18 protein-coding genes are annotated in these 20252 nt (G+C 66.6%); 14 read left to right on the forward strand and 4 right to left on the reverse strand.

From position 1 onward, the window contains the following. The first annotated feature begins 209 nt into the window (after positions 1-209). Positions 210-1718: an alkaline phosphatase family protein gene (locus AC6I65_RS04245; protein ID WP_497902819.1), complete on the forward strand. Its 1509-nt coding sequence runs from the start codon at positions 210-212 to the stop codon at positions 1716-1718. A gap of 34 nt (positions 1719-1752) precedes the next feature. Here the strand turns inward: AC6I65_RS04245 and AC6I65_RS04250 are convergent, their stop codons facing one another. After that, on the reverse strand, positions 1753-2499 hold the full coding sequence (locus AC6I65_RS04250) for an Lrp/AsnC family transcriptional regulator (protein ID WP_497902820.1): 747 nt from the start codon (positions 2497-2499) through the stop codon (positions 1753-1755). 52 nt (positions 2500-2551) lie between these two features. Continuing rightward, positions 2552-2755, reverse strand: a complete 204-nt coding sequence (locus AC6I65_RS04255) for a hypothetical protein (protein ID WP_497902821.1) — start codon at positions 2753-2755, stop codon at positions 2552-2554. 317 nt (positions 2756-3072) lie between these two features. Here AC6I65_RS04255 and AC6I65_RS04260 point away from each other — a divergent pair, with 317 nt between their 5' ends. Then, entirely contained in the window at positions 3073-4035 is a 963-nt protein-coding gene (locus tag AC6I65_RS04260; RefSeq protein ID WP_497902822.1) for a glycosyltransferase, read from the forward strand. 142 nt (positions 4036-4177) lie between these two features. Here AC6I65_RS04260 and AC6I65_RS04265 read toward each other — a convergent pair whose 3' ends face one another. Continuing rightward, positions 4178-5161 (reverse strand): polysaccharide deacetylase family protein, encoded by a 984-nt coding sequence (locus AC6I65_RS04265; protein WP_497903160.1) that lies wholly within the window; start codon positions 5159-5161, stop codon positions 4178-4180. 317 nt (positions 5162-5478) lie between these two features. Here AC6I65_RS04265 and AC6I65_RS04270 point away from each other — a divergent pair, with 317 nt between their 5' ends. The 3 genes from AC6I65_RS04270 to AC6I65_RS04280 all read left to right on the forward strand — a co-directional run bounded on the left by AC6I65_RS04270 (position 5479) and on the right by AC6I65_RS04280 (position 10382). After that, positions 5479-7074, forward strand: coding sequence for an alkaline phosphatase family protein (locus AC6I65_RS04270; RefSeq protein WP_497902823.1), 1596 nt, complete (start codon positions 5479-5481; stop codon positions 7072-7074). A 203-nt stretch (positions 7075-7277) separates the two neighbouring features. After that, positions 7278-7691, forward strand: a complete 414-nt coding sequence (locus AC6I65_RS04275) for a DoxX family protein (RefSeq protein ID WP_497902824.1) — start codon at positions 7278-7280, stop codon at positions 7689-7691. 240 nt (positions 7692-7931) lie between these two features. Beyond that, complete coding sequence (locus tag AC6I65_RS04280; protein WP_497902825.1) at positions 7932-10382, forward strand: thermonuclease family protein; 2451 nt, start codon at positions 7932-7934, stop codon at positions 10380-10382. Between the two features lie 37 nt (positions 10383-10419). Here the strand turns inward: AC6I65_RS04280 and AC6I65_RS04285 are convergent, their stop codons facing one another. Then, complete coding sequence (locus AC6I65_RS04285; RefSeq protein ID WP_497902826.1) at positions 10420-11484, reverse strand: quinone-dependent dihydroorotate dehydrogenase; 1065 nt, start codon at positions 11482-11484, stop codon at positions 10420-10422. Between the two features lie 276 nt (positions 11485-11760). On the opposite strand from AC6I65_RS04285, the gene AC6I65_RS04290 reads away from it, so the two are divergent. The 9 genes from AC6I65_RS04290 to AC6I65_RS04330 are packed head-to-tail and all read left to right on the forward strand — an operon-like array spanning position 11761 to position 20237. Continuing rightward, positions 11761-12888 (forward strand): monovalent cation/H+ antiporter subunit E, encoded by a 1128-nt coding sequence (locus AC6I65_RS04290; protein WP_497902827.1) that lies wholly within the window; start codon positions 11761-11763, stop codon positions 12886-12888. Next, positions 12885-13166, forward strand: a complete 282-nt coding sequence (locus AC6I65_RS04295; protein ID WP_497902828.1) for a cation:proton antiporter — start codon at positions 12885-12887, stop codon at positions 13164-13166. Before AC6I65_RS04290 ends, AC6I65_RS04295 begins: the two co-directional genes overlap by 4 nt. Then, the gene (gene mnhG, locus AC6I65_RS04300; protein WP_497902829.1) at positions 13163-13510 is read left to right on the forward strand and encodes a monovalent cation/H(+) antiporter subunit G; all 348 of its coding nucleotides are present in this window, start codon (positions 13163-13165) and stop codon (positions 13508-13510) included. The genes AC6I65_RS04295 and mnhG overlap by 4 nt, the downstream gene beginning before the upstream one ends. Next, on the forward strand, positions 13507-14046 hold the full coding sequence (locus tag AC6I65_RS04305; protein WP_497902830.1) for a DUF4040 domain-containing protein: 540 nt from the start codon (positions 13507-13509) through the stop codon (positions 14044-14046). Before mnhG ends, AC6I65_RS04305 begins: the two co-directional genes overlap by 4 nt. Then, a complete protein-coding gene (locus tag AC6I65_RS04310; protein WP_497902831.1) occupies positions 14046-14543 on the forward strand; it encodes an MnhB domain-containing protein in 498 nt (165 codons plus the stop codon). The genes AC6I65_RS04305 and AC6I65_RS04310 overlap by 1 nt, the downstream gene beginning before the upstream one ends. Continuing rightward, the gene (locus tag AC6I65_RS04315; RefSeq protein WP_497902832.1) at positions 14536-14898 is read left to right on the forward strand and encodes a cation:proton antiporter subunit C; all 363 of its coding nucleotides are present in this window, start codon (positions 14536-14538) and stop codon (positions 14896-14898) included. Before AC6I65_RS04310 ends, AC6I65_RS04315 begins: the two co-directional genes overlap by 8 nt. Further along, positions 14891-16498, forward strand: a complete 1608-nt coding sequence (locus tag AC6I65_RS04320; RefSeq protein WP_497902833.1) for a proton-conducting transporter transmembrane domain-containing protein — start codon at positions 14891-14893, stop codon at positions 16496-16498. The genes AC6I65_RS04315 and AC6I65_RS04320 overlap by 8 nt, the downstream gene beginning before the upstream one ends. Beyond that, the gene (locus tag AC6I65_RS04325; protein ID WP_497902834.1) at positions 16498-18414 is read left to right on the forward strand and encodes a proton-conducting transporter transmembrane domain-containing protein; all 1917 of its coding nucleotides are present in this window, start codon (positions 16498-16500) and stop codon (positions 18412-18414) included. Before AC6I65_RS04320 ends, AC6I65_RS04325 begins: the two co-directional genes overlap by 1 nt. Next, positions 18411-20237 (forward strand): Na(+)/H(+) antiporter subunit D, encoded by a 1827-nt coding sequence (locus tag AC6I65_RS04330; protein WP_497902835.1) that lies wholly within the window; start codon positions 18411-18413, stop codon positions 20235-20237. Before AC6I65_RS04325 ends, AC6I65_RS04330 begins: the two co-directional genes overlap by 4 nt. The last annotated feature ends 15 nt before the right edge of the window (positions 20238-20252 follow it).

Consider the following 20252-nt stretch of genomic DNA (forward strand, 5'->3'; position numbering starts at 1 on the left):
TCGAGAGCGCCGACGCAGACCGGTTATCCGATCGCGAACAGGTCGAGAAGGACCGACTAGCCGACCGCGAGCGACCGTAACCGGTCCCGACCCGCTGGAAGTCGCAGAATAACGAAACCACCGCTAGTCGTCCGTGTGCGCATGAACGAACTGTTCGCGCTCAAGCGGGTCGTCGGCCGGCGCGCGGTCTCGCCCTCGAGGGATCGGCAGTGGTCGCCGTGAAGACCGTCGTCTTCGCGTTCGAGGGCGTGACGAACCGACACCTCGAACGCTTCGCCGACGCGATGCCGACCGTTTCCGGCCTCCGAACCCGCGGCGTTTCGGGGTCGCTCGAGTCGACCGTCCCGGCCAGTCCGGCGAGCGCCTGGACGTCGCTGCTGACGGGGACCGACCCGAGTTACCACGGTGTCTTCGACGACGTCGTCCGCGCGAACTATCCTAACGGTGAGCGCCGGCCAGCCTCCGCCGTCGATGTTCGTCGGCCGACCCTCTGGGCGTACCTCACCGGCGAGGGCGCGTCCACGGTGGCCTGCGGGTTGCCGATGACCGACCCACCGGGGCCAGTGACTGGCGTCGTGGTTCCTGGACGGCGCCCCGTGGAGTCACTCGACGGCCCTACATCGAGTGCCCCCGCGGACGCGAGACTCCCGTCCGGCTCACCCGGCTCGCCGTGGACACTTCGGGACATCGAGGATCCGGCTCAGGTGCCGACGCTCCTCGAGACGAGACGTCGCCTCGCCCGCGACCTGCTCGAGGGCGAGTCCTGGGAGCTGGCGCTCGTCCACGTTCCGGTCGCCGATCCGGACCTCCTCGGGGACGTCGACGCGGACGCCGGCGACCGCGCCCTCGAGGCTGCGTGCCGGGCCGCGGATCGACTCGTCCAGGACGTCCTCGAGGCCACTCCTGAAGAATCGACCGTCATCGGGTGTTCGCCGCTCGGCGTCGAGCGCTCGCGAGGGTATCGCGTCCACGTCAACGAGGTGCTCGCCGATCGCGACCTGCTCGAGCGGGACGCACGAGATTGCCGGTGGCGACTGTCGGGGGCGCTCGAGTCGATACTGGGCGTCGTCAGGAGTGCGTTCGGCGGCGAAGCGAACGAGAGGCATCGGGACGCCGACGGGTATCGGTGGGCGATCTCGGAGGCGTTCTTCCCGAGCCAGACCGGTGCAGGGGTCCGCCTCAACGTCGCCGGCCGGGAGCGTTACGGTCGGGTCGTCAACTCGACGTACGAGGAGACCCGCACGCGGGTGCTCGAGGCGCTGACCGGCCTCGTGGACCCGAGGGGGAACCCCGCCCTCGAGTTCGCCTGTCGACGCGAGCACCTATACGGGGGGCCGTTCGCCCGCGAGGCGCCCGACGTCCTCGTCTCCACTGCGGGGACGGACTGCTCGCTGTCGGCCGCTCCTGCGGAGCGACGGTTCACGCGACTCGAGGGCGTGACGCGAACGGACGTCGGGACGTTCTTCGCGTCCGGGCCGACGATCCGGGAGTCCCCGGAACCAGTTTGTCTCACCGCCGCGGACGTCGCGCCGCTGGTGATGGCGACGCTGGGACGTCCGATTCCCAATCTGATGACCGGACGCGATCCGTCGGCGCTGACGACTGCTCCCGTCGGCTACGGCACGTACGCGAACGTCGCTCACGGTACGGCCTGCGACGATCCCACGTTCGACGACGCGCGTCTGGGGGAGCGCCTTGAGGAGTTCGATTACCGCTAGTCTCGCTCGAGGCCGAGGTATCCTGTCCGTGGAACTACCGGTCGCCCGCCTCGAACGCCTCGAGCGCGTCCCCGGTCACGCCTTCACGTGAGAGCAGCGTCAGGAGGTCGTCGGGTTCGATCTCGGTGTCGCCGCGAGGAGTCAACACGGCGTCGTCTCGCTCGATGGCGATCACGAGCACGTCGTCGGCGAGGACGCCCTCCCTGGCGGCGCGCTCGAGCGAGAGCCCTGCGATGGGGGCCGATTCGGCGACGGTCACCTCGACGACCTCGGCGCCGCCGGTCAGGCTGATGTAATCGGAGAGCGGCTGTGGCGTCCGGTCGTCGGGGCCGAAGGGGCGATAGGCCTGGTAGTGTTCGGCCTGGAGTAAGTCCTCGTCCTCGATGTCGATCCCGAGAGAGGCGATTTCGCGGGCGATTCGGCGCAGGTCGTTCGTGTCTGTACCGACGGCGAGCACGTGGAGGTTTCGCCGGCCGGTCATGAGCTCGCGGACGTTGATCACGCCGGGAATCAGTCGCACCTGGTGGGCCATTCGTTCGCGGTCGTCGACCGGGGCGTTACAGAGGTAGAGATTACGTAACCGGCCGTCGCCGCGCTCGAAGTCGACGTTCGCGTGATAGCCCTCGATCACGCCCGCCTCCTCGAGCTGCCCGATTCGGTTGCGGATCGTCGCCGCCGAAACGCCCACCTCGTCGGCGATCATCGGCGCCGAGATGGACCGCGCGTCCTCCATGAGGGCGTGGATGATGCGCCTGTTGACGTCGTCCAGACGGATGTCCATACGGTCCGTTCACGCGACAGTATTAAGGAGACTGCGTTTCGCTTCCTCGAGTTTAGTCGATGGGGTACTCGACGATCTCGTCGTGATCGCAGTGGGGACACCGACTCGTCTTCGGGTCGACTGTCGTTCCACAGTTTCGACACTCGTAGACGACCGTCGTCGGCCCGTCCACGTGGGCGCCGCGTGGCGCGTCAGGTGACTCCGGCTCGGCGTCTGTCCCCGGCAGAAGTCCAGTGAATAGATCGGAGAGTGACATTGATCGTCCTGACAGCCGCTTCAATGTTCACCAGTATAAGCGTTTCGTCGACAATCGATAGATAGTATTTATATGTGGTTGTTGGAACCGAAACTCCTGGTAGCCTCGAGTTCGTCAACCGGCTTGGGTGTGACCCACGTCTGACGGACGTCGCTCGACGTTCGACGTCGACGCTCGAGGCTGACGTTCGACGTCGACAGACCCGTTTCGAGTCGTGCCCGGTAGAGCCTTAAACCGGGGGACGACTCGGTTCAGGTGCCAACCTCGTGGCGAAGGCCGTTCCTAACAAAGCACGTTCCCGGTGGTCTCTCGGCCGAATGGACGTACTCACGCTGACGAACGCCGCGGACGCGCCGTTTTTGAACCAGCAACAGGCTGCCCTCGAGCGCCGCGGCGTTCGATTCGAGACGCTGTCGGTCGCCGGCGACGCGACCGGCGAGAACGCTCGCGGGCCGCTCGAGTACCTCCGCTTCTTTCGGACGGTGCGCCGCGAACTGGATCACGAATACGACCTGATCCACGCCCACTACGGGCTCACGGCCCCGATGGCGCTCGCCCAACGACAGGTGCCGGTCGTCTGCTCGCTCTGGGGATCGGACGTCCACGGCCCCGTCGCTCCCGTGAGTCGCTTCTGTGCACCCTTCTGTGACGAGGTAATCGTCATGTCCGAGGCGATGGCCGATGCCCTCGGTCGGGAGTGTCGCGTGATCCCCGACGGCGTCGACCTCGAGACCTTCCGGCCGTGGTCGCAGGCGGCCGCCCGTGATCGCGTCGGCTGGCCCACTGACGAGCACGCGGTTCTGTTCCCCTACGCGCCCGACCGGTCGGTGAAGAACTATCCGCGGGCGAAACGGATCGTCGACCGCGTCGACGGTCGACTCGAGCGCCCCGTCTCCCTGCGGACGATTTCGGGCGTCGACCACGACGAGATGCCCCACTACATGAACGCCGCCGACGCCCTCCTGCTAACCTCCCACAGCGAGGGGTCGCCTAACGCTGTCAAGGAGGCGATGGCCTGCGACCTCCCGGTGGTCGCCGTCGACGTCGGTGACGTGCGCGAACGCCTCGAGGGCGTCTTCCCGTCGTGCGTGGCCGACGCCGACGACGTCCTGGTCGACGGCCTGGCGTCGATCCTCGAGTCGGGTGCTCGGTCGAACGGCCGCAGGGCCGCCCGCGAGGTGAGCCTGGAGCGCACGACCGACGCCGTCCTCGACGTCTACGAGTCGGTGACGGGGCTCGAGCGAGTAGACCAGCAGCGAACGCGAGTGACGCGATCCTGAGCACAGGCGATCGTAGACGAGTAAGCGTCCCCTACCGAAACTCTTCACTATCGTTTCTATAGTTATAACCAGGATATCATCGACAGGCTGTCCGAATCACGAGAACGGCGTCGTTGTTCCCGCGTTCGCTCGCAGACCTAAATTAGTCGTCGCCACCGACGGTTTGCGTGATGCTCGTCTCGAGTCCCTCCTCGTCCGCGTTCTCGCTTTCGTCAGCGTCCTCGGTCGACTCGCCGATTCGAGCGGCGACCTCGTCCATCGTCTCCACGGTGAGGTCGGTCTCTCGACGCTGCCGGTCGATGTAGGCGAGGATCGCTCGCATCCGCTCGTCGTCGCGGTCGGTCGTGAGGTTGTTCGGATGGAGCCAGAGGTGACAGAGTCGGTCGTCGTCGGCCGCGACGGCCTGGTCGATCGCTCGACGGGCCGTCACGACCATCGGATCGGTCCAGACGGACTCGGCGACCGTCCTGGCGACGCCCTCGAATCCGAAGCAAAACAGCGAGGCCGGCACGTTCACCAGGCCGTGCTCGTCGACCGTCGGTTCGACCAGCACCGAGCGCCCGCCCAGGCCGGTGTCGAGGACCGCCCGGAATCCCTCCGGCGTCGACGTTCGGCCCCGGTAGGCGGTGAAGCCCGCCTCGGCGAGCGCCGCCCGGTGGCCGACGTCGTTTCGCGGGTAGACGAACGACGAGCACTCGAGCCCCCACTCATCGGCCAGTTCGAGCGCCCGCTCGAACTCGGCGCGAGCCAGGTCCCGATCAGTGCTCGGGGCGCCGAAGAGGACGTGGGAGAACGAGTGGCTCGCGAACTCGTGGTCGACCGGCGACTCGAGCACGGACCGGACCAGGTCGGGACCGAACCGGAGGTCCGGGCGATCCTTCCAGTCGGTTCGCTCGCGCTCGAACCAGCCCGCTGGAGCGGGGTGGTCGACGTGACGGCCGTCGCAGTCTTCGAGCATGAGGTGGCCGACGACGGCCCACGTGGCGGGGATGTCGTAGGCCTCGAAGGCCTCGCGGAGGGCGTGCCAGCCGTGTCGGCAGCGCTCGATGCGGTCGGCCGGCGGTGGGTGGAGGTCGAGAAAACCCCAGCCGAGTTCGGCATCGACCGAGACGACGACGCTACCCACGACGGTCACCTGCCACCCGCTCGCGGTCGCGACTCGGGGCGTCGACGGGAGCGAACATGGCTGGTGGATTCTCTCGTAACGGTTTTGTTATGGACGGCCTGCCACCCCGCTGTGGCCGTTCGCGCCCGGCCGGGTTGAAACGTGTATCCCTGGTGTGCTTCCCGCCGAATCCCGCGGTAGTACCCATCGAGTGAACCGTCTCGAACGGGAGAGTGTGTTCCGTTCGTGGCGGTTTCCAGGGGACAGTCGCTGGATAACAAAGGCCTCCGTACGCCTTGTCAGCGACAGCAGGCGTCACCAACGCCTCGAGTATCATCATGAGCGGATCTACATCGACGACGGCGTCCGAGCGAGCGTTCGTGCTCGGTCTCGACGGCGTCCCCTGGCACTTGATCGAACGCTGGACTGACGAGGGAACGCTCCCGAACTTCGCCCGACTGCGCGAGGAGGGGGCGTCGGGCCCGCTCGACAGCACGCGTCCGGCGACGACGCCGCTGGCGTGGCCGTCGATCGCGACCGGTGTCTGGCCAGATAAACACGGGATTTACGGCTTTCAGCAGCTCTCTTCGTCGTACTCCCACCGGATGTACACCAGCCGGGACTGCAAGCAGCCGCCGCTGTGGGAGCAACTCGGCCCCGCGGTCGTCGGCAACGTCCCGATGACCTACCCCGCGACCGACATCGACGGCGAGGTGGTCGCGGGGATGATGACGCCCTCGCTCGAGCACGACTTCACTCACCCGCCGGAACTCGCCGACGAAATCGTCGACCGCATCCCCGACTACCAGATCAGTCTCAACTACCCCGACTACGCCGACCGCCTCGACGAGTTCGAGGTCGCGGTCTCGGACATCCTCCGGAAGCGCCGGGAACTGATGCGACTGCTGATGGAGCGTCGGGACGACTGGGAGCTGTTCTTCTTCGTCTACACCGCGCCCGACCGCTTCCAGCATCTCATCTGGGACGAAGACCGCATCCTCGAGCAGTACCGGGCACTCGACGACATTCTCGGCGAGGTGATGGACTACACCGACGAGCACGACGCCGACCTCTACGTCGTCTCCGATCACGGGTTCGGGCCCATCGACGAACTCGCCTACCCGAATCACTTCCTCGAGCGGGAAGGGTACCTCTTCGAGGAGGAAGACGACGGAACCCGCGGCGCGCTCGCGAGCCTGGGAATCTCCCGGGAACGCGTCTCGAGTGCGCTGAACCGGATCGGCATCTCCGAGGAGTTCCTGGTCTCGAAGCTGCCGCGCCAGCTACTCGACTCCGTTGCCGAGCAGATCCCCGGCCAGCACGCCCTCTACGACGTGGACTACGAGCGAACCGTCGCGTTCGTCCACGACGCGGGCAACCTCTACGTCAACGACTCGGATCGGTTCGACCACGGCGTCGTCTCGCCGCGAGAGATCCCGGCGCTCAAGGCCGAACTCACCGACCTCTTCGAGTCGATTACCGACGACGCGGGCGAGCGCGTCTTCGTCGTCTACGACGGCGACGACCTCTTCCCGACGGACCCCGACTCGCCGGACCTCATCGTCAACGGGACGAACCGCTACGAGGGGCGCAACGCCATCTCCGACGAGCCGTTCGGCGACCCGTCGCCGACCGCCGCAAGCCATCGCCCCGAGGGAATCATGCTCTGTCGCGGCCCCTCGATCGAACCCGGGGCGACGCTACGAGGGGCGCGGGTCGTTGACGTCGCCCCCACGCTACTCCACGGGATCGGCAAGCCCGTCCCCACGAACGCCGACGGCCGGGTTCTCTTCGACGCGTTCCGACCGGACGCCGAACCCACCGGGACCAAGGTCGCCCGCCGAGACGTCACGAGCGAGCGCGACCAAGAAAGCGTCGACGACGACTTCTCCGGCGTCGAGGATCGGTTGAAGGGCCTCGGCTATATGGAATGAGCGGTCTCGGAATCGAATCGAGTCTTCGAAATCCGATCGTTGCATCGGGACGAAACGTCGGTAACGTCACCGTAACCCGGTTGCATGCATGTCCGGGAACCGATATATAGGTTCCAATTCGTACCTGGTAACGCAATGAAACCAGTTTGCAACTACGGATCGAACCGTCCCACGACCACCCGCGACCTCGAGGTGAGCGCCTGATGTTCGAGTCTGCCGGCGCCGACGTGGCGTTCCTGCTCGCTCGCGTGATCTTCGGTGGCGTCCTCGCGTTCATGGGATTCAATCACTTCCTCGACGTCGAGGGGATGGCCGGCTACGCGGAGTTCAAGGGCCTGCCAGCACCGAAAGCGTCCGTCGTGCTGAGCGGCGTCCTCCTCGTCCTCGGGGGACTCTCGCTCATCGCGGGCGTGTTCCCCGCTATCGGTGCCGGTGCGCTCGCGGTGTTCCTCGTCGTCTCGGCGCTGAAGATGCACGACTTCTGGAACGTCGAGGGCGAAGAGGCCCAGAACGAGATGACGGCATTCCTCAAGAACGTCTACGGCGCGGGCGCGGCCCTCGCGTTCCTCGCGGTCAGCAACGCCGCCTGGCCCTACGCGCTGAACATCGGGCTCTAAGCATCCGAGAGCACCGAGTACGACGTTCCTCGGGATGTGCTGTTCGATCCCGAGTCGAGTACGTGCGTCGAACTCGAGCACTGCTATATTGATGTGTGGCTGACACCTTCTCTCAGCCTTCTTCAGAAGTAATTCAGGAGTGACTATAGCCGGTTTAAATAAGAATGATACTTAACAACATAGTATTATTTGTCGGAATATTGATGTTCAGTCGCCAGACAATCACTGCCGTGTTACACTGTGAAACGGCGTACCTTCATTAAAACCGTCACGAGCACGCTCGCCGGGCTGGCCGCAGCGCAACCGGCACAGGCTGCCGATTCCGCGCTCGACTGTGGCGTCTGGTACGACGCCGAGATCACACGCGTCGTCGACGGTGACACCTTCGACGTCTACGTGTACGAGACCGGTGAGGAGTACAACGTCCGCACGCTCGGGCACGACACGCCCGAGAAAACCGGCAACACGAGCTACGAGAAGATCGAGGAGTGGGAGTTCATCGAGGACGAGGCGCACCTCGAGCACTGGGGCAACGAGGCCACCAGTTTTGCCGAGACGGAACTCCCGGCGGGTTCGGCCTGCCAGGTCCAGGTCGACTGCGCCTCCGAGGAAATCGATCAGTTCGGCCGTCTCCTCGCGAAGATCCGGTACGACCGAGCCGGCGACGGCACCTACACGGTGTACAACAAACTCACCCTCGAGGAGGGATACGCCCGGGTGTACGCCGCGAGCCTGACGAACACCGACGAGTACCTCGAGGCCCAGGAAGCCGCCCGGGCGGCCGGGCGCGGGCTCTGGGTCGCCGACGATGGCCACGTCTCGGAGTGGCGAAACGACGACGTCGCGGCGACGTTCCATCCCCACACCTCGAGCGTGAGGACGACGGACGGCCCCGTCCCCGATTCGCGAGTGCCGGTCTGGGCCGAGGACACCGCCGTCCAGGAGAACACGGCCTCGAGCACCGTCGACTACGACGCGATTCCGATGGTCGGCGTGGACGAGTCGCGCAACCTCGCGTACTTCGGTGGCTGTACGATAAACGAGCGCTGGGAGGGCGAGTCGGCCGACCTGAACCACTTCACGTTCGTCACGAACCTGATCGACCACCTGCACGGGAGCGACGAGCCCTCGGGGCCGGTGCTTGTCGATGGCGGCCACCGAACCTTCGAGCAGGACAATGCGGTGTCGGCCGAAGACACCGCCTACTACCAGCGCCACCTCGAGGGGCTGGGTATCGAACTCCACAGCATCAATGAGTACGGGAACGGATACGGGTACAGCCTGTCGGAGGCCCGCGCGCTCGTCGCCTCCTGTAGCCCGGAGGCGTGGAGCGACGCCGAAATCACGGAGGTGCAGAATTACGTCGACGAGGGAGGTGTCGTCCTCCTGATGGGCAGCGGCAGCGAAACCGCCGGAGAACGAGCCAATCTCGACGACCTCGCCGCGGGCCTCGGGTCGGACCTCCGGCTAAACTACGACGACGTTCGCGACGACACGAACTACGCCGGCGATAGTCGAAAGCTTCTCAAAACGAGTCAGCTGAACACCGCCGACTTCCACCTCTGGTCGGCTTACGAAAGCGGCAAGGGTATTCGAACGGACGTCTTGCGTGCGTCGCCGAACGATCCCGGCGCCGACGCAGATCACGAGTGGACGCTCGCGGACCCCGCCGACGAATTCGCCGGCGAGCTCGATACGATCACCGTCGACTACCCCGACGGGACCAGTCTGGACGGCCTCACGAACGACGACGTGACGGTATCCATGGATCGGGACGGCGATGGCACGGTCGACGAGATCCCCGTCAACGCCGACGAGTACACCGGAAGCGCGGCGACGTTCGACCTCGACGGTCGGTATAACACGTCGGTCGAGGGTGAGGTGCGGGTCGAAATCGCCGGCGTCGCGAATCCGGAGTCGGGCGAGTACGTCGCGACGGAGACGCTCGAGGGCGACGACAGCCTCTCGATCGACGCCGAATACAACGTCACCGACCTGACCGTCGCGACGGACGCGGCGACCCGCGTCGGCGACGCGTCAGCGACGCTGAACGGAACGCTCGAGGACCTCGACGGCGCCGACTGGGGCGAGGTCTCCTTCGAGTGGGGGCGGGCGGGCGACCTCGTGAACACCACGAAGACCCGCCTGCTCGAGGATACCGGATCGTTCAGTGAGGACGTCGACGGACTCGAAGCGGGCGCCGAGTACGAGTTCCGCGCCGTCGTGGAGTCCAACCACGGTTACACCGCCTACGGATCCGTTCGAGCGTTCACCGCCGAAACGGACGTTCGGTCCGACGTTCTCGAGGCCGACCCGGCAACGGCGGGTACGGAGTCCTACCACACGTGGACCCTGGCGGATCCGTCCGCCGACTTCGACGGCGAGGTCGACACGATCACGGTCGACTATCCTGACGGAACCAGCGTAGACGGGCTCACGAACGACGACGTGACCGTCTACATGGACCGCAACGGGGACGGGACGGTCGACGAGATCGCCGTCAACTCGGACGAATACGCCGGAAGCGCCGCAACGTTCGACCTCAACGGCGTCTACAACACGTCGGTCGAGGGCGAGGTGCGCGTCGAAATCGATGGCGTGACCAATCCCGTGTCGGGCGAGTACGTCGCAAACGAGACGCTCGAGGGGGAGGATTTCCACTCCGTCGACGCCGAATTCATCGTGGACTGACGGGGCACGAGAGCGTCGCCACCCGAAAATCGATATCTCACTCGAGGTCAGCCCCAACAGCGTCTTCGATCGACGAAAACCCGTCCTCGCGGAGCAACTCGAGGAGCCCACGATTCATCTCCCTCGCCGTCGACGGCCCGTTGTAGACGAAACCAGTGTAGAGTTGCACCAGCGAAGCCCCGGCGCGGATCTTCTCGTAGGCGCGCTCGGCGGAGTCGACGCCGCCGACGCCGATAATGGGCACGTCGGTGTTCGACGCCAGGAGACGAACGACGTCCGTCGAGCGATCCCGCAGCGGAGCACCGCTCAGCCCACCCCACTCCTCGCTCGCGGGCGAGCGCAGGCCCTCGCGCCCGGTCGACGTGTTCGTAGCGACGATCCCGTCGACTCCCTGGGCCTCGACGATCTCGAGCAACTCGAGGACCGACTCCTCGGGCGAATCGGGACCGATCTTCACCAGAAGCGGGACGTCGGCGTCGTTCTCGGCGTGGAGGGTCTCGAAGATGGCCTCGAGGTGCTCGGGCGAACTCTCGTCGAACTCGTCGGGCGTGTTCGGACAGGAGACGTTGACGACGACGTAGTCGGCGAACGGCGCCAGTCTGGTGAAGACGCGGCGGTAGTCCTCGATCGCCTCGCGCTCGCTCGAGGTGTTCATCTTTCCAATGTTGACGCCGAGGGGAATCCGGGGCGTGCCGTCGGCTTCCAGCCGCTTTCGGACCCGATCCATCCCGTCGCCGTTGAATCCCATCCGGTTGACCATCGCCTCGTCCTCCTGGAGGCGGAACAGGCGCGGGCGCTCGTTGCCGGTCTGGGCGTACGGCGTCACGGTCCCGATTTCGACGAAGCCGAATCCGAGGGCGGCCAGGGCGTGCGTACACTCCGCGTTCTTGTCGAAGCCCGCGGCGACGCCCACGGGATTGGGGAACGTCGTCCCGAACCGCTCGACCTCGAGGGCGGGGTGTTCGTACCGGTAGGCGGCCTCGAGGGCCCATCTGGTCGGCCACGTCGACTGGGCCGCCCGGAGGGCCGCCTTCCCGGCGTCGTGAGCCGTTTCGGGCGGCAGCGCGAACGCCAGCGGCCGGAGCCGCGAGTACAGCGTCATCGAGTATCGCCTAGTCCTCCAGTGGGAAAACACCTAAAGGACTCGAAACCCCAATTCAGGAAACGCGTTCCGGAACCCGAAAAAATCCCCGTTCCATCTGGCGGATAACGAAATAGTTTTCCTGCGGCTACCGCTTGAGTCGACTATCAGACACCAGCGCCATGAGTAACGAATATCGCACGCGTTCGAGCGTCGTTTTCGGAGCCGGATCGGGGGCCGGAACCCGGGCGACTCGAGCGTGTCACCCGCACGGGCGCTCGACCGGAGGGAGCCACCGTGGCGGCTGACCGCCTGCTCGTTCCGCTCTCTGAGTCGTCCACCGTCCGCCAGACGGTCGCCTACGCGGTCCAGTCGAGTCTCGAGTCCGAGTCCGGCCCCGGGGAACTCGTCTGTCACCTCGTGGTCGCCGTCCCCTTCGAGGCCGACGTCCCCGAGGAGCGCGCGGAACTCGAGGCCGCCGAGCGTTTGCTCGAGCGCGCGGCGACGTGGGTCGGCGAAGACACCGACGACGTCGACGCGACCGTTATCGTCGAGACGGCCATCATCGGCGCCGACGAGTACCTCTTCGGCCCGAAGGACTACGCCGACGCGTTCGCGGCCTATGCCGAGGCACACGACCTGGACCGACTCGTCCTCGATCCGGAGTACCAGCCCGGGGCGACCGCGCCGCTGTTGCAACCGCTCGAGCGCGAACTTACACGGACCGACCTGCCATTCGACGAAGCGCCGGTCGACCGGCCAGCCCAGCACGCGCGATTCGTCAGTACCGGCGGCTGGCGTCGCTTTTTCGGTCTCTTCGGCATCTCGTTCATTTTCTACCTGATCCTCGGCGATCCGACCTATTGGTTCGACCTCGTCACCGGCGTCGCCGTCGCCGGAATCGTCTCGCTGACGCTCTCGCAGGTCACGTTCATCCACGAGCCGTCGATCACGCGCGGCCCCGTGTTGCTGGTTCGCTTTCTGCTCTACATTCCCTACCTCCTTTACGAGATCGTCAAAGCCAACGTGGCGGTTTCGATCGCCATCCTTCGGCCCTCGATGCCGATCGAGCCCACGTTGACGCGCGTCGACGCCCGCGTCAAGAGCGGCCTGCCGCTGCTTGCGCTGGCCAACAGCATCACGCTCACGCCAGGGACGCTGACCGTCCGGGCGAACGACCAGTCGCTGATCGTCCACACGCTGATCCCTGCCGCACAGGACGATCTGTTCGACGGCGGCCTCGAGCGAGCGATCCGGTTCGTCTTCTACGGCCGGGGGTCCGCGGCCATCGCGTCGCCTCGAGAACGGGAAGATGCCGAGGTCGTCTATCCGGAGCCTGCTCTCGACGCGGACGCTGATGCGGACACTGACGCTGACCCAGACTCGAACTCCAGGTCTTCCACCGAAAGAGGTGACGAACGATGATGCCGACCGACCTCAGCGAGATCTTCCTCGCCGCCGCCGCGGTGTTCGTCGTGCTCGCCATCGTCATGTTCTACCGCGCGGTCGCCGGCCCGACGACCCAGGACCGTCTCCTCGCGGTCAACGTCCTCGGGACGAACACGGTCGTCATCCTCGCGCTGCTCTCGGTGGCGCTCGAGCAGCCGTGGTACCTCGACATCGCGCTGATCTACGCCCTGTTGAACTTCCTGATGGCGATCGCCATCTCGAAGTTCACCGTCGAACGAGGTGGAGTGCTGTGATCGAGACGATCCGCTTCTGGGCCATCGTCACCCTCGTCTGTGCGGGTGTGTTCTTCACGCTCGTCTCGGCGATCGGCGTCATCCGCCTTCCAGATGTCTACACACGCGCGCACACGGCCTCCCAGACGGACACACTGGGCGCCGGCTTTACGCTCGCGGCGGTCGCGCTGGCGCTGGGATGGCAACACGCGACGGCGTACACCGTCCTCCTGCTGTTCTTCGTCTTCGTCACGAACCCGACGGCCGCCCACGCCATCGCGCGTTCGGCCTCCGACGTCGGTATCGATCCGTGGACGGCCGACGACGCCCGCGACCAGGACGACACGGGAGGTGACTCGCGATGAGCGCCGTCGCCTACACCCTCGCGGCGTTCGTCCTGCTGTCGGCCGTCGCGACCGCGCTGTTCCGGGACGTCCTCTCGGCCATCGTCGTCTTCGGCGCCTACAGCCTGGGAATGGCGATCCTGTACGCCTTCCTACTCGCGCCCGACGTGGCCATGACCGAAGCCGCCATCGGCGCTGGCGTGACGACGGTGCTCCTGTTGCTCACCATCGCCCGGACGGCCCGTCCGACGACCGAGGACCGCTTCGAGTCGATTCACGTGCCCTCGCTCGTCGTCGTCGGGGCGTTCGTCCTCGTGCTCGTGACGGCGGTCCTGCCCGAGATGTACGCCGTCGGCTCCCAGGAGGCGCCCATCTGGGCGAACGCCGAGGTGACCCAGGCGTACCTCGAGTCGGCGTACACGGACACGGGGGCCGAAAACGCGGTGACGGCCGTCCTGGCCGCCTACCGTGGCTTCGACACCTTCGGGGAGGCGGTCGTCGTCTTCGCGGCCGGCGTCGCCACCTTGCTCGTCCTGAAACGGGAGGTGTTCGTCTGATGAGCGATCGGGAACCCGTCAACGGTGGGTTCGAGGACACCTACACCGAGAGCCAGGTCATCCTCGTGGCGGTCAGGATCATCGCCCCGTTCACGCTCACCTACGGTCTGTTCATGACTCTACACGGGGCGAACACGCCCGGCGGGAGCTTCCAGGGTGGTGCCATCGTCGGCGTCACCATCCTCATGATCGCCTTCGCGTTCGGAATCGAGCCGACCCGACAGTGGCTCGCAAACAGCGCCATCGTCGCCCTCGTGACCGGCGGGGTCGCCGTCTTCGTCGGGATCGGCCTCGCGACCATCGCCCTGGACGGCGCGTTCCTCGAGTACGCGCGCTTCGAGTCGATCGGCATCGCCAAAAAGTGGGGGATGGAGGCCATCGAGGTCGGTGGCATCGCCCTGATCGTCTCGGGGGTGATCGTCACGCTGTTCTTCGCGACGGCAGCGGGTTTCGCGACCAACGAATTCGACGAGACGGAGGGATCTACCGATGATTGAGCTACTCGCAAGCCACTACGCCTACGTCCTGGTGTTCGTCGTGCTCGGCATCGGGCTCTACATGACTATCGCCAGCCAGAACCTCGTGAAGAAACTGATCGGCGTCAACCTGTTCCAGTCGGCGATCTTCCTGTTCTTCGTCGCCACGGCCTACGTCGAGGGCGGCCGGGCGCCGATTCTCAAAACGGGGACGGACGCGCCGCTGGCGAGTCCGCTCCCGCAGGTGATCGTGCTCACCGCCATCGTCGTCGGCATCGCGTTGACGGCGGTCGGCCTCGCGCTCATCGTCCGCATCCACGGCGAGTACGGGACGCTTCGGGAGGACACCCTCCGGGAGGTGCGCAGCGATGAGTAGCCTCGAGACGCTCGTCGTCCTGCTGATCGTCGCGCCCATCCTGCTGTCGCTGGCGCCGATCGCGCTCGGCCTTCGATACGACCGCGTCGGCTGGCCGGTCGCAACGATTACGACGGCGGGGCTGTTCGCCGCCGTTCTCGTGCTGGCGTCGGACGTCTTCGTCGCCGAGGGGACGAACCGCGAGGTCGCCCGGATTCACGTGCTCGGGAACTTCGAGGCCCCGATGGGGATCGAACTCGTCGCGGACCCGCTGTCGACCCTGATCGCCCTCCTGATCACCGGAACGGCGTTCGGCGTCCTCCTCCACACCCGGACGAACGGGCCGCGCGGGAACACGTTCTACACTGCCTACCTGCTGCTCGTCGGCGGCCTGCTCGGGATCACGCTCACCGGCGACGTGTTCAACCTGTTCGTCTTCCTCGAGATCACGAGCCTCGCGACCTACGCGCTGGTCGCCAGCGGCGACGGCCCCGAGTCGGCGGTCGCCGCTCTGAAGTACCTGATCCTGGGGACGGTCGCGGCCTCGCTGTACCTCATGGGCGTGGGCCTCCTGTTCATGGGAACCGGGACGCTCAACATGGCCGACCTGGCCGCGACCATTCCCGAACTCGAGGGCCAGAACGTCACCCTCGCTCGCGCGGGTCTGGCCTTTATCGTCATCGGCTTCGCGATCAAGGTCGCCCAGTGGCCCCTCCATAGCTGGCAGCCAGACGCCTACCAGCACGCCCCCGACGGGGTGACGCCGGTGATCGCCGCGCTCGTCTCGACGGCCTCGGCGTACGCCCTCGGGCGCGTCCTCTTCGGGGTCTACGGCCCCGGATTTATCGCCTCGACGCCCAACGCGTCGGCGGTCGTCGTGACCATCGGCTGTCTCAGCGTTGTCGCCGGGAGCACGCTCGCGGTGATCCAGCGCGACGTCATGCGACTGCTGGCATACTCCTCGGTGTCCCAGTTCGGGCTGATCGTCGCCGCCTACGGCGTGCTCACCGAGCAGGCGCTCTCCGGCGCGCTTATCCACCTCGTCGGCCACGGGCTGACGAAGGCCGGCCTGTTCGTCGCCGTCGGCTGGATCGCCATCGCTCACGGCGCCCGAACGGTCGACGAGTACGCCGGCCTCGCCGGTCGACAGCCGTTCGTCGCCGGGGCGATGGCCGTCCTCTTGCTCTCGCTCGTCGGCATCCCGCCCTCGGTCGGCTTCGTCGGCAAGTGGTACATCGCCATCGGTGCCGTCGAGGCCCAGGCCTGGCCCGTTGCCGCCGTCATCCTCTTCAGCACCATGCTCACTCTCGCCTACGTCGCCCGGTTGCTCGAGACCATGTACGTCACCCCACCTATCGATTCGGCGGTCGAACCGGCTCACGACACTCCGGCAGCGACCGACGGGGGGCGTCCGGGATCCGGCGCTGGCGCCGATGCCGGATCCAACCACGGCCCCGGCCTCGAGCGCGCCAGGATCACGACCCGAAAGTCTGTCCCGTTCGGCACTCTCGCAGTGCTCGTCCTCGCCGCCGTCCTCGCCGTCGCGCTCGGGTTCGCCGGTGAACTGTTCGTCGACGTGCTCACCCCGTTCCTCGAGAGCGTCCTGGAGGTGTCTTCCTGATGGTAGAACACGCCGTTGCCGACCCGCGACCGCTGGCAGCCGTCCTCGTCTCGGCCGTCACTGTCGCCCTGATCATCGCCTCGTACCGCCACCCGAACGTCCGCGAGGGGTGGTCCGTCTTGGCCGCGCTCTCGAAGTTCGCCATCGTCGCGAGCATGCTCCCAGGCGTGATGAACGGGACCGTCTACCAGTGGCGCCTCAGCGAGGCGACGGGCTACACGTTCGTCTCGGGGATCGACTTCACCCTGCGGGCCGACCCACTGGGCCTCTTCTTCGCCCTGCTCGCGAGTTTCCTGTGGATCTTCACCTCGTTCTACGCCGCGGGCTATATGCGCGGGCTGGACGAACACGCCCAGACGCGCTTTTTCGCCGCGTTCGCGGCCAGCCTCTCGACGGCCGTCGGCATCGCGTTCGCCGGCAACCTGGTCACCATCTTCGTCTTCTACGAACTCCTCTCGCTCGTGACCTACCCGCTGGTCGCGCACAACGAGGACGATGAGGCCCGGATCGCCGGCCGGAAGTACCTCTTCTACACGTTCTTCGGCGGCGGGGTCCTCCTGCTCGCGGGCACGGTGTTGGTTTACTGGCTCACCTCGGGGGTCGGGGAACCCACGCTCGCCTTCGAGTCCGGCGGCATGTCGGCACTCGCCGACGCCGCCGCGGCCGATCCTGCGATGGCCCAGGCGGCCTTCTACCTCCTGATCGCCGGCTTCGGCGTCAAAGCCGCGGTGATGCCGCTTCACTCCTGGCTCGCCGACGCGATGGTCGCGCCGACGCCCGTCTCCGGCCTGCTCCACGCCGTCGCCGTCGTCAAGTCCGGCGCCTTCGGCGTCGCCAGAGTCATCCTCGAGGTGTACGGTCCCGAGACCATCCGGGACCTGCCCCTGTCGGTCCCCGGCGTCGGCGAGGTGGGCCTCAACATCCCCGTGGCGATCATGGCCGCGTTCACGCTGACCGCGGCGAGCATCATCGCCATGCGCAAGGACCACCTCAAGCGCCGGCTGGCGTACTCGACGACGGCCCAGCTATCGTACATCGTCCTCGGGCTCTCGTTGTTGCACCCGTGGACCATCTTCGGCGCGCTGTTCCACATCCCGGCCCATGCGTTCGGCAAGCTCACGCTGTTCTTCTGTGCCGGGGCGATCCACGTCGAGACCCACACCGACTACATCAGCGAGATGGCGGGCATCGGCAAGCGGATGCCGCTCACCCTGTCGGCGTTCACGATTGGCGCGGCAGGGATGGCCGGTATGCCCCTGGTCGCCGGCTTCGTCAGCAAGTTCTACATGTTGATCGGCTCGGTTCGGCTCGAGGGGTCGGAGTGGATCTACCTGGACGGGTGGGGCTGGCTCTTCGCGGCCACCCTCCTGCTCTCGGGTGTGCTCAACATCGCGTACTTCTGGCCAATCGTCTACACCGCGTTCTTCGAACGTGAGGACCGCCACGACGCGAAGCCGCTCGTCGAGTTCCCGATGGGCGGGCAGTTCCGGTCCTACACCGGGCGTGTGGCCGACCCCGTCCAGCCCGACGGCGGGCGGAACGAGGTCGATGCGGACGCCGGGAGCCTCGAGGGCGAGGGTACGACCGACGCCGAAACGGACGGTCACGCGAACCACGCCGTCGACGCCAACCCGAGCGACGCCGACGTCCCGTTCGGAGCCGGGACGCGTCGCGGGCCCCGCGGAGAACCCGTCCCCATCGATAGCGACCACGACCACGGACACCACGGCGGCCCGCCCGCCGACGGCTGGGCGCGCCACACCCCGCTCACCGAGAGCACGTGGCTCATGCTCGTGCCCATCACCGTCATCGCCACCGGAGCCGTCGTCCTCGGCGTGATTCCCGACTATGCGATCTTCCTCGAGCTGGCGGGAACCATCGTCGAGAACGTCACCGGGGAGGTGGTCCTCGGATGACCGCCACCGCTGAGACGCTCGTCTACGCCTACCCGCCCCTGCTCGTCCTGACGGCGGCGCTGCTCGCGCTCGTCCTGCCCCGCGTCGTCGGCTACGCCGTCGGCGCGCTCTCGCTCTTCGGCGTCCTCGCTGCCTCTCTGCTCGTTCCGGAGGGCCAGCACCTGACGACGACGTTCCTCGGCTTCGCCGACGTTCAGCCGTTCTTCGTCGACGACTTCAGCCGGATGATCGGGACTGGCATCGGCTTCCTCGGCGGTATGGCCGTCGTCTACGCCTACTCGAGCGAGGCCAGCCGCCGGCTACTCGCACTCGCGCTGTTCTACGTCGCGTCCTGTCTCGGCGCGGCGTTCGCGGGTGACTGGCTCGCGCTGGTCTTCATGTGGGAACTCATGGCGATGACCAGTACCCTGCTGGTGTGGCTCCACGGCGACGACGCCGTCCGCGCGGGCTTTCGGTACGCGCTGTTCCACGGCATCGGCGGCGTGCTGGTGCTGTTCGCCGTCACCGCCCACTACGCCCAGACGGGGACGTTCGCCTACGAGGGCGGCATCGCGGGCGGCATCCCGACGATCCTGGCGATGGTCGGCATCGGCGTCAACGTCGGCTTCATCGGCCTGCACACCTGGCTCCCCGACACCTATCCCCGCCCGCACATCGCCGCGTCGGTCTTCCTTTCGGTGTTCACCACGAAGACGAGCGCGTACGTCCTCTACCGCGCGTTCCCCGGCGACGGCGACCTCGCGCTGGCGTACATGGGCGGGCTGATGGCGGTCTACGGCGCCACCTTCGCGCTCCTCCAGCACGACATGCGTGCGTTGTTGTCTTACCACATCCAGGCCCAGGTCGGCTACATGGTCGCCGGCATCGGGATCGCCTCGAACCTGGCCGTCGCCGGCGCGATGGGGCACCTGTTCAACAACGTCCTCTACAAGAGCCTGCTGTTCATGGCCGTCGGCGTCATCATCTATCGGACCGGCGAGGAGGACCTGTACAAACTCGGCGGGCTCTGGCGCGAGATGCCCCTGACGGCGGCCGCGTTCGGTCTCGGCGCGCTCTCGATCACCGCCGTTCCCGGATTCAACGGCTACATCAGCAAGGGAATGATCCTCGACGCGGCCAACCCCGATCCGAGTTACTACGGTGCACCTGAGTACCAGGTCCTGTACTACCTGCTCTGGCTCGGCGCCATCGGAACCTTCCTCTCGTTCATCAAACTCGGCTACTACGCCTTCCTCCACGGGGAGAACGACCTCGAGGTGGCCGACGCGCGGCCGGGTCAGACCGTCGCCATGCTCTCGGTCGGCGGCGCGTGTCTCCTCCTGGGGGTCTGGTGGCAGGGCTTCGTCGACTTCCTGCCGCTGATCGAGGGGACGGCCTTCGAGTATCCGGGCGGCGAGAGCCACCTCCACCCCTACAGCGAGAGCCACCTGACCGATTCGGCCCTGCTGCTGGGCATCTCGGTCGTCGGCTTCGCGCTCGTCCGCAAGCCACTCTCGAAACTCGACATCGCGGATCCGGCGACGATCGTCTACCCCGTCGGCTACTACGTCGGGCGGTGGTCGACCCTCGCCGTCACCGAACTGTTCGCCGCGGTCGACCGGGCCGCCGTCTCGCTCGTACGGTCGGGCTACTGGGTCGGAAACAACCCCGTACTCGCCGTCGAGCGGGCGACGCGAGGCCTGCCGTCGTGGCTCGTCGACCTCGAGGAGACGGGACGAACCGACGGCGGCCGCCCTTCGACGCTCTCGCTGCGGGCGACCATCGGGACGAGCGTCCTCCTCATTACGCTCGCCCTGACAGTCGTGCTGGCGCTCGTGCTCTGACCGGAGTCGATCGAT

This window comes from Natronosalvus sp. KLKA75 (assembly GCF_059736265.1).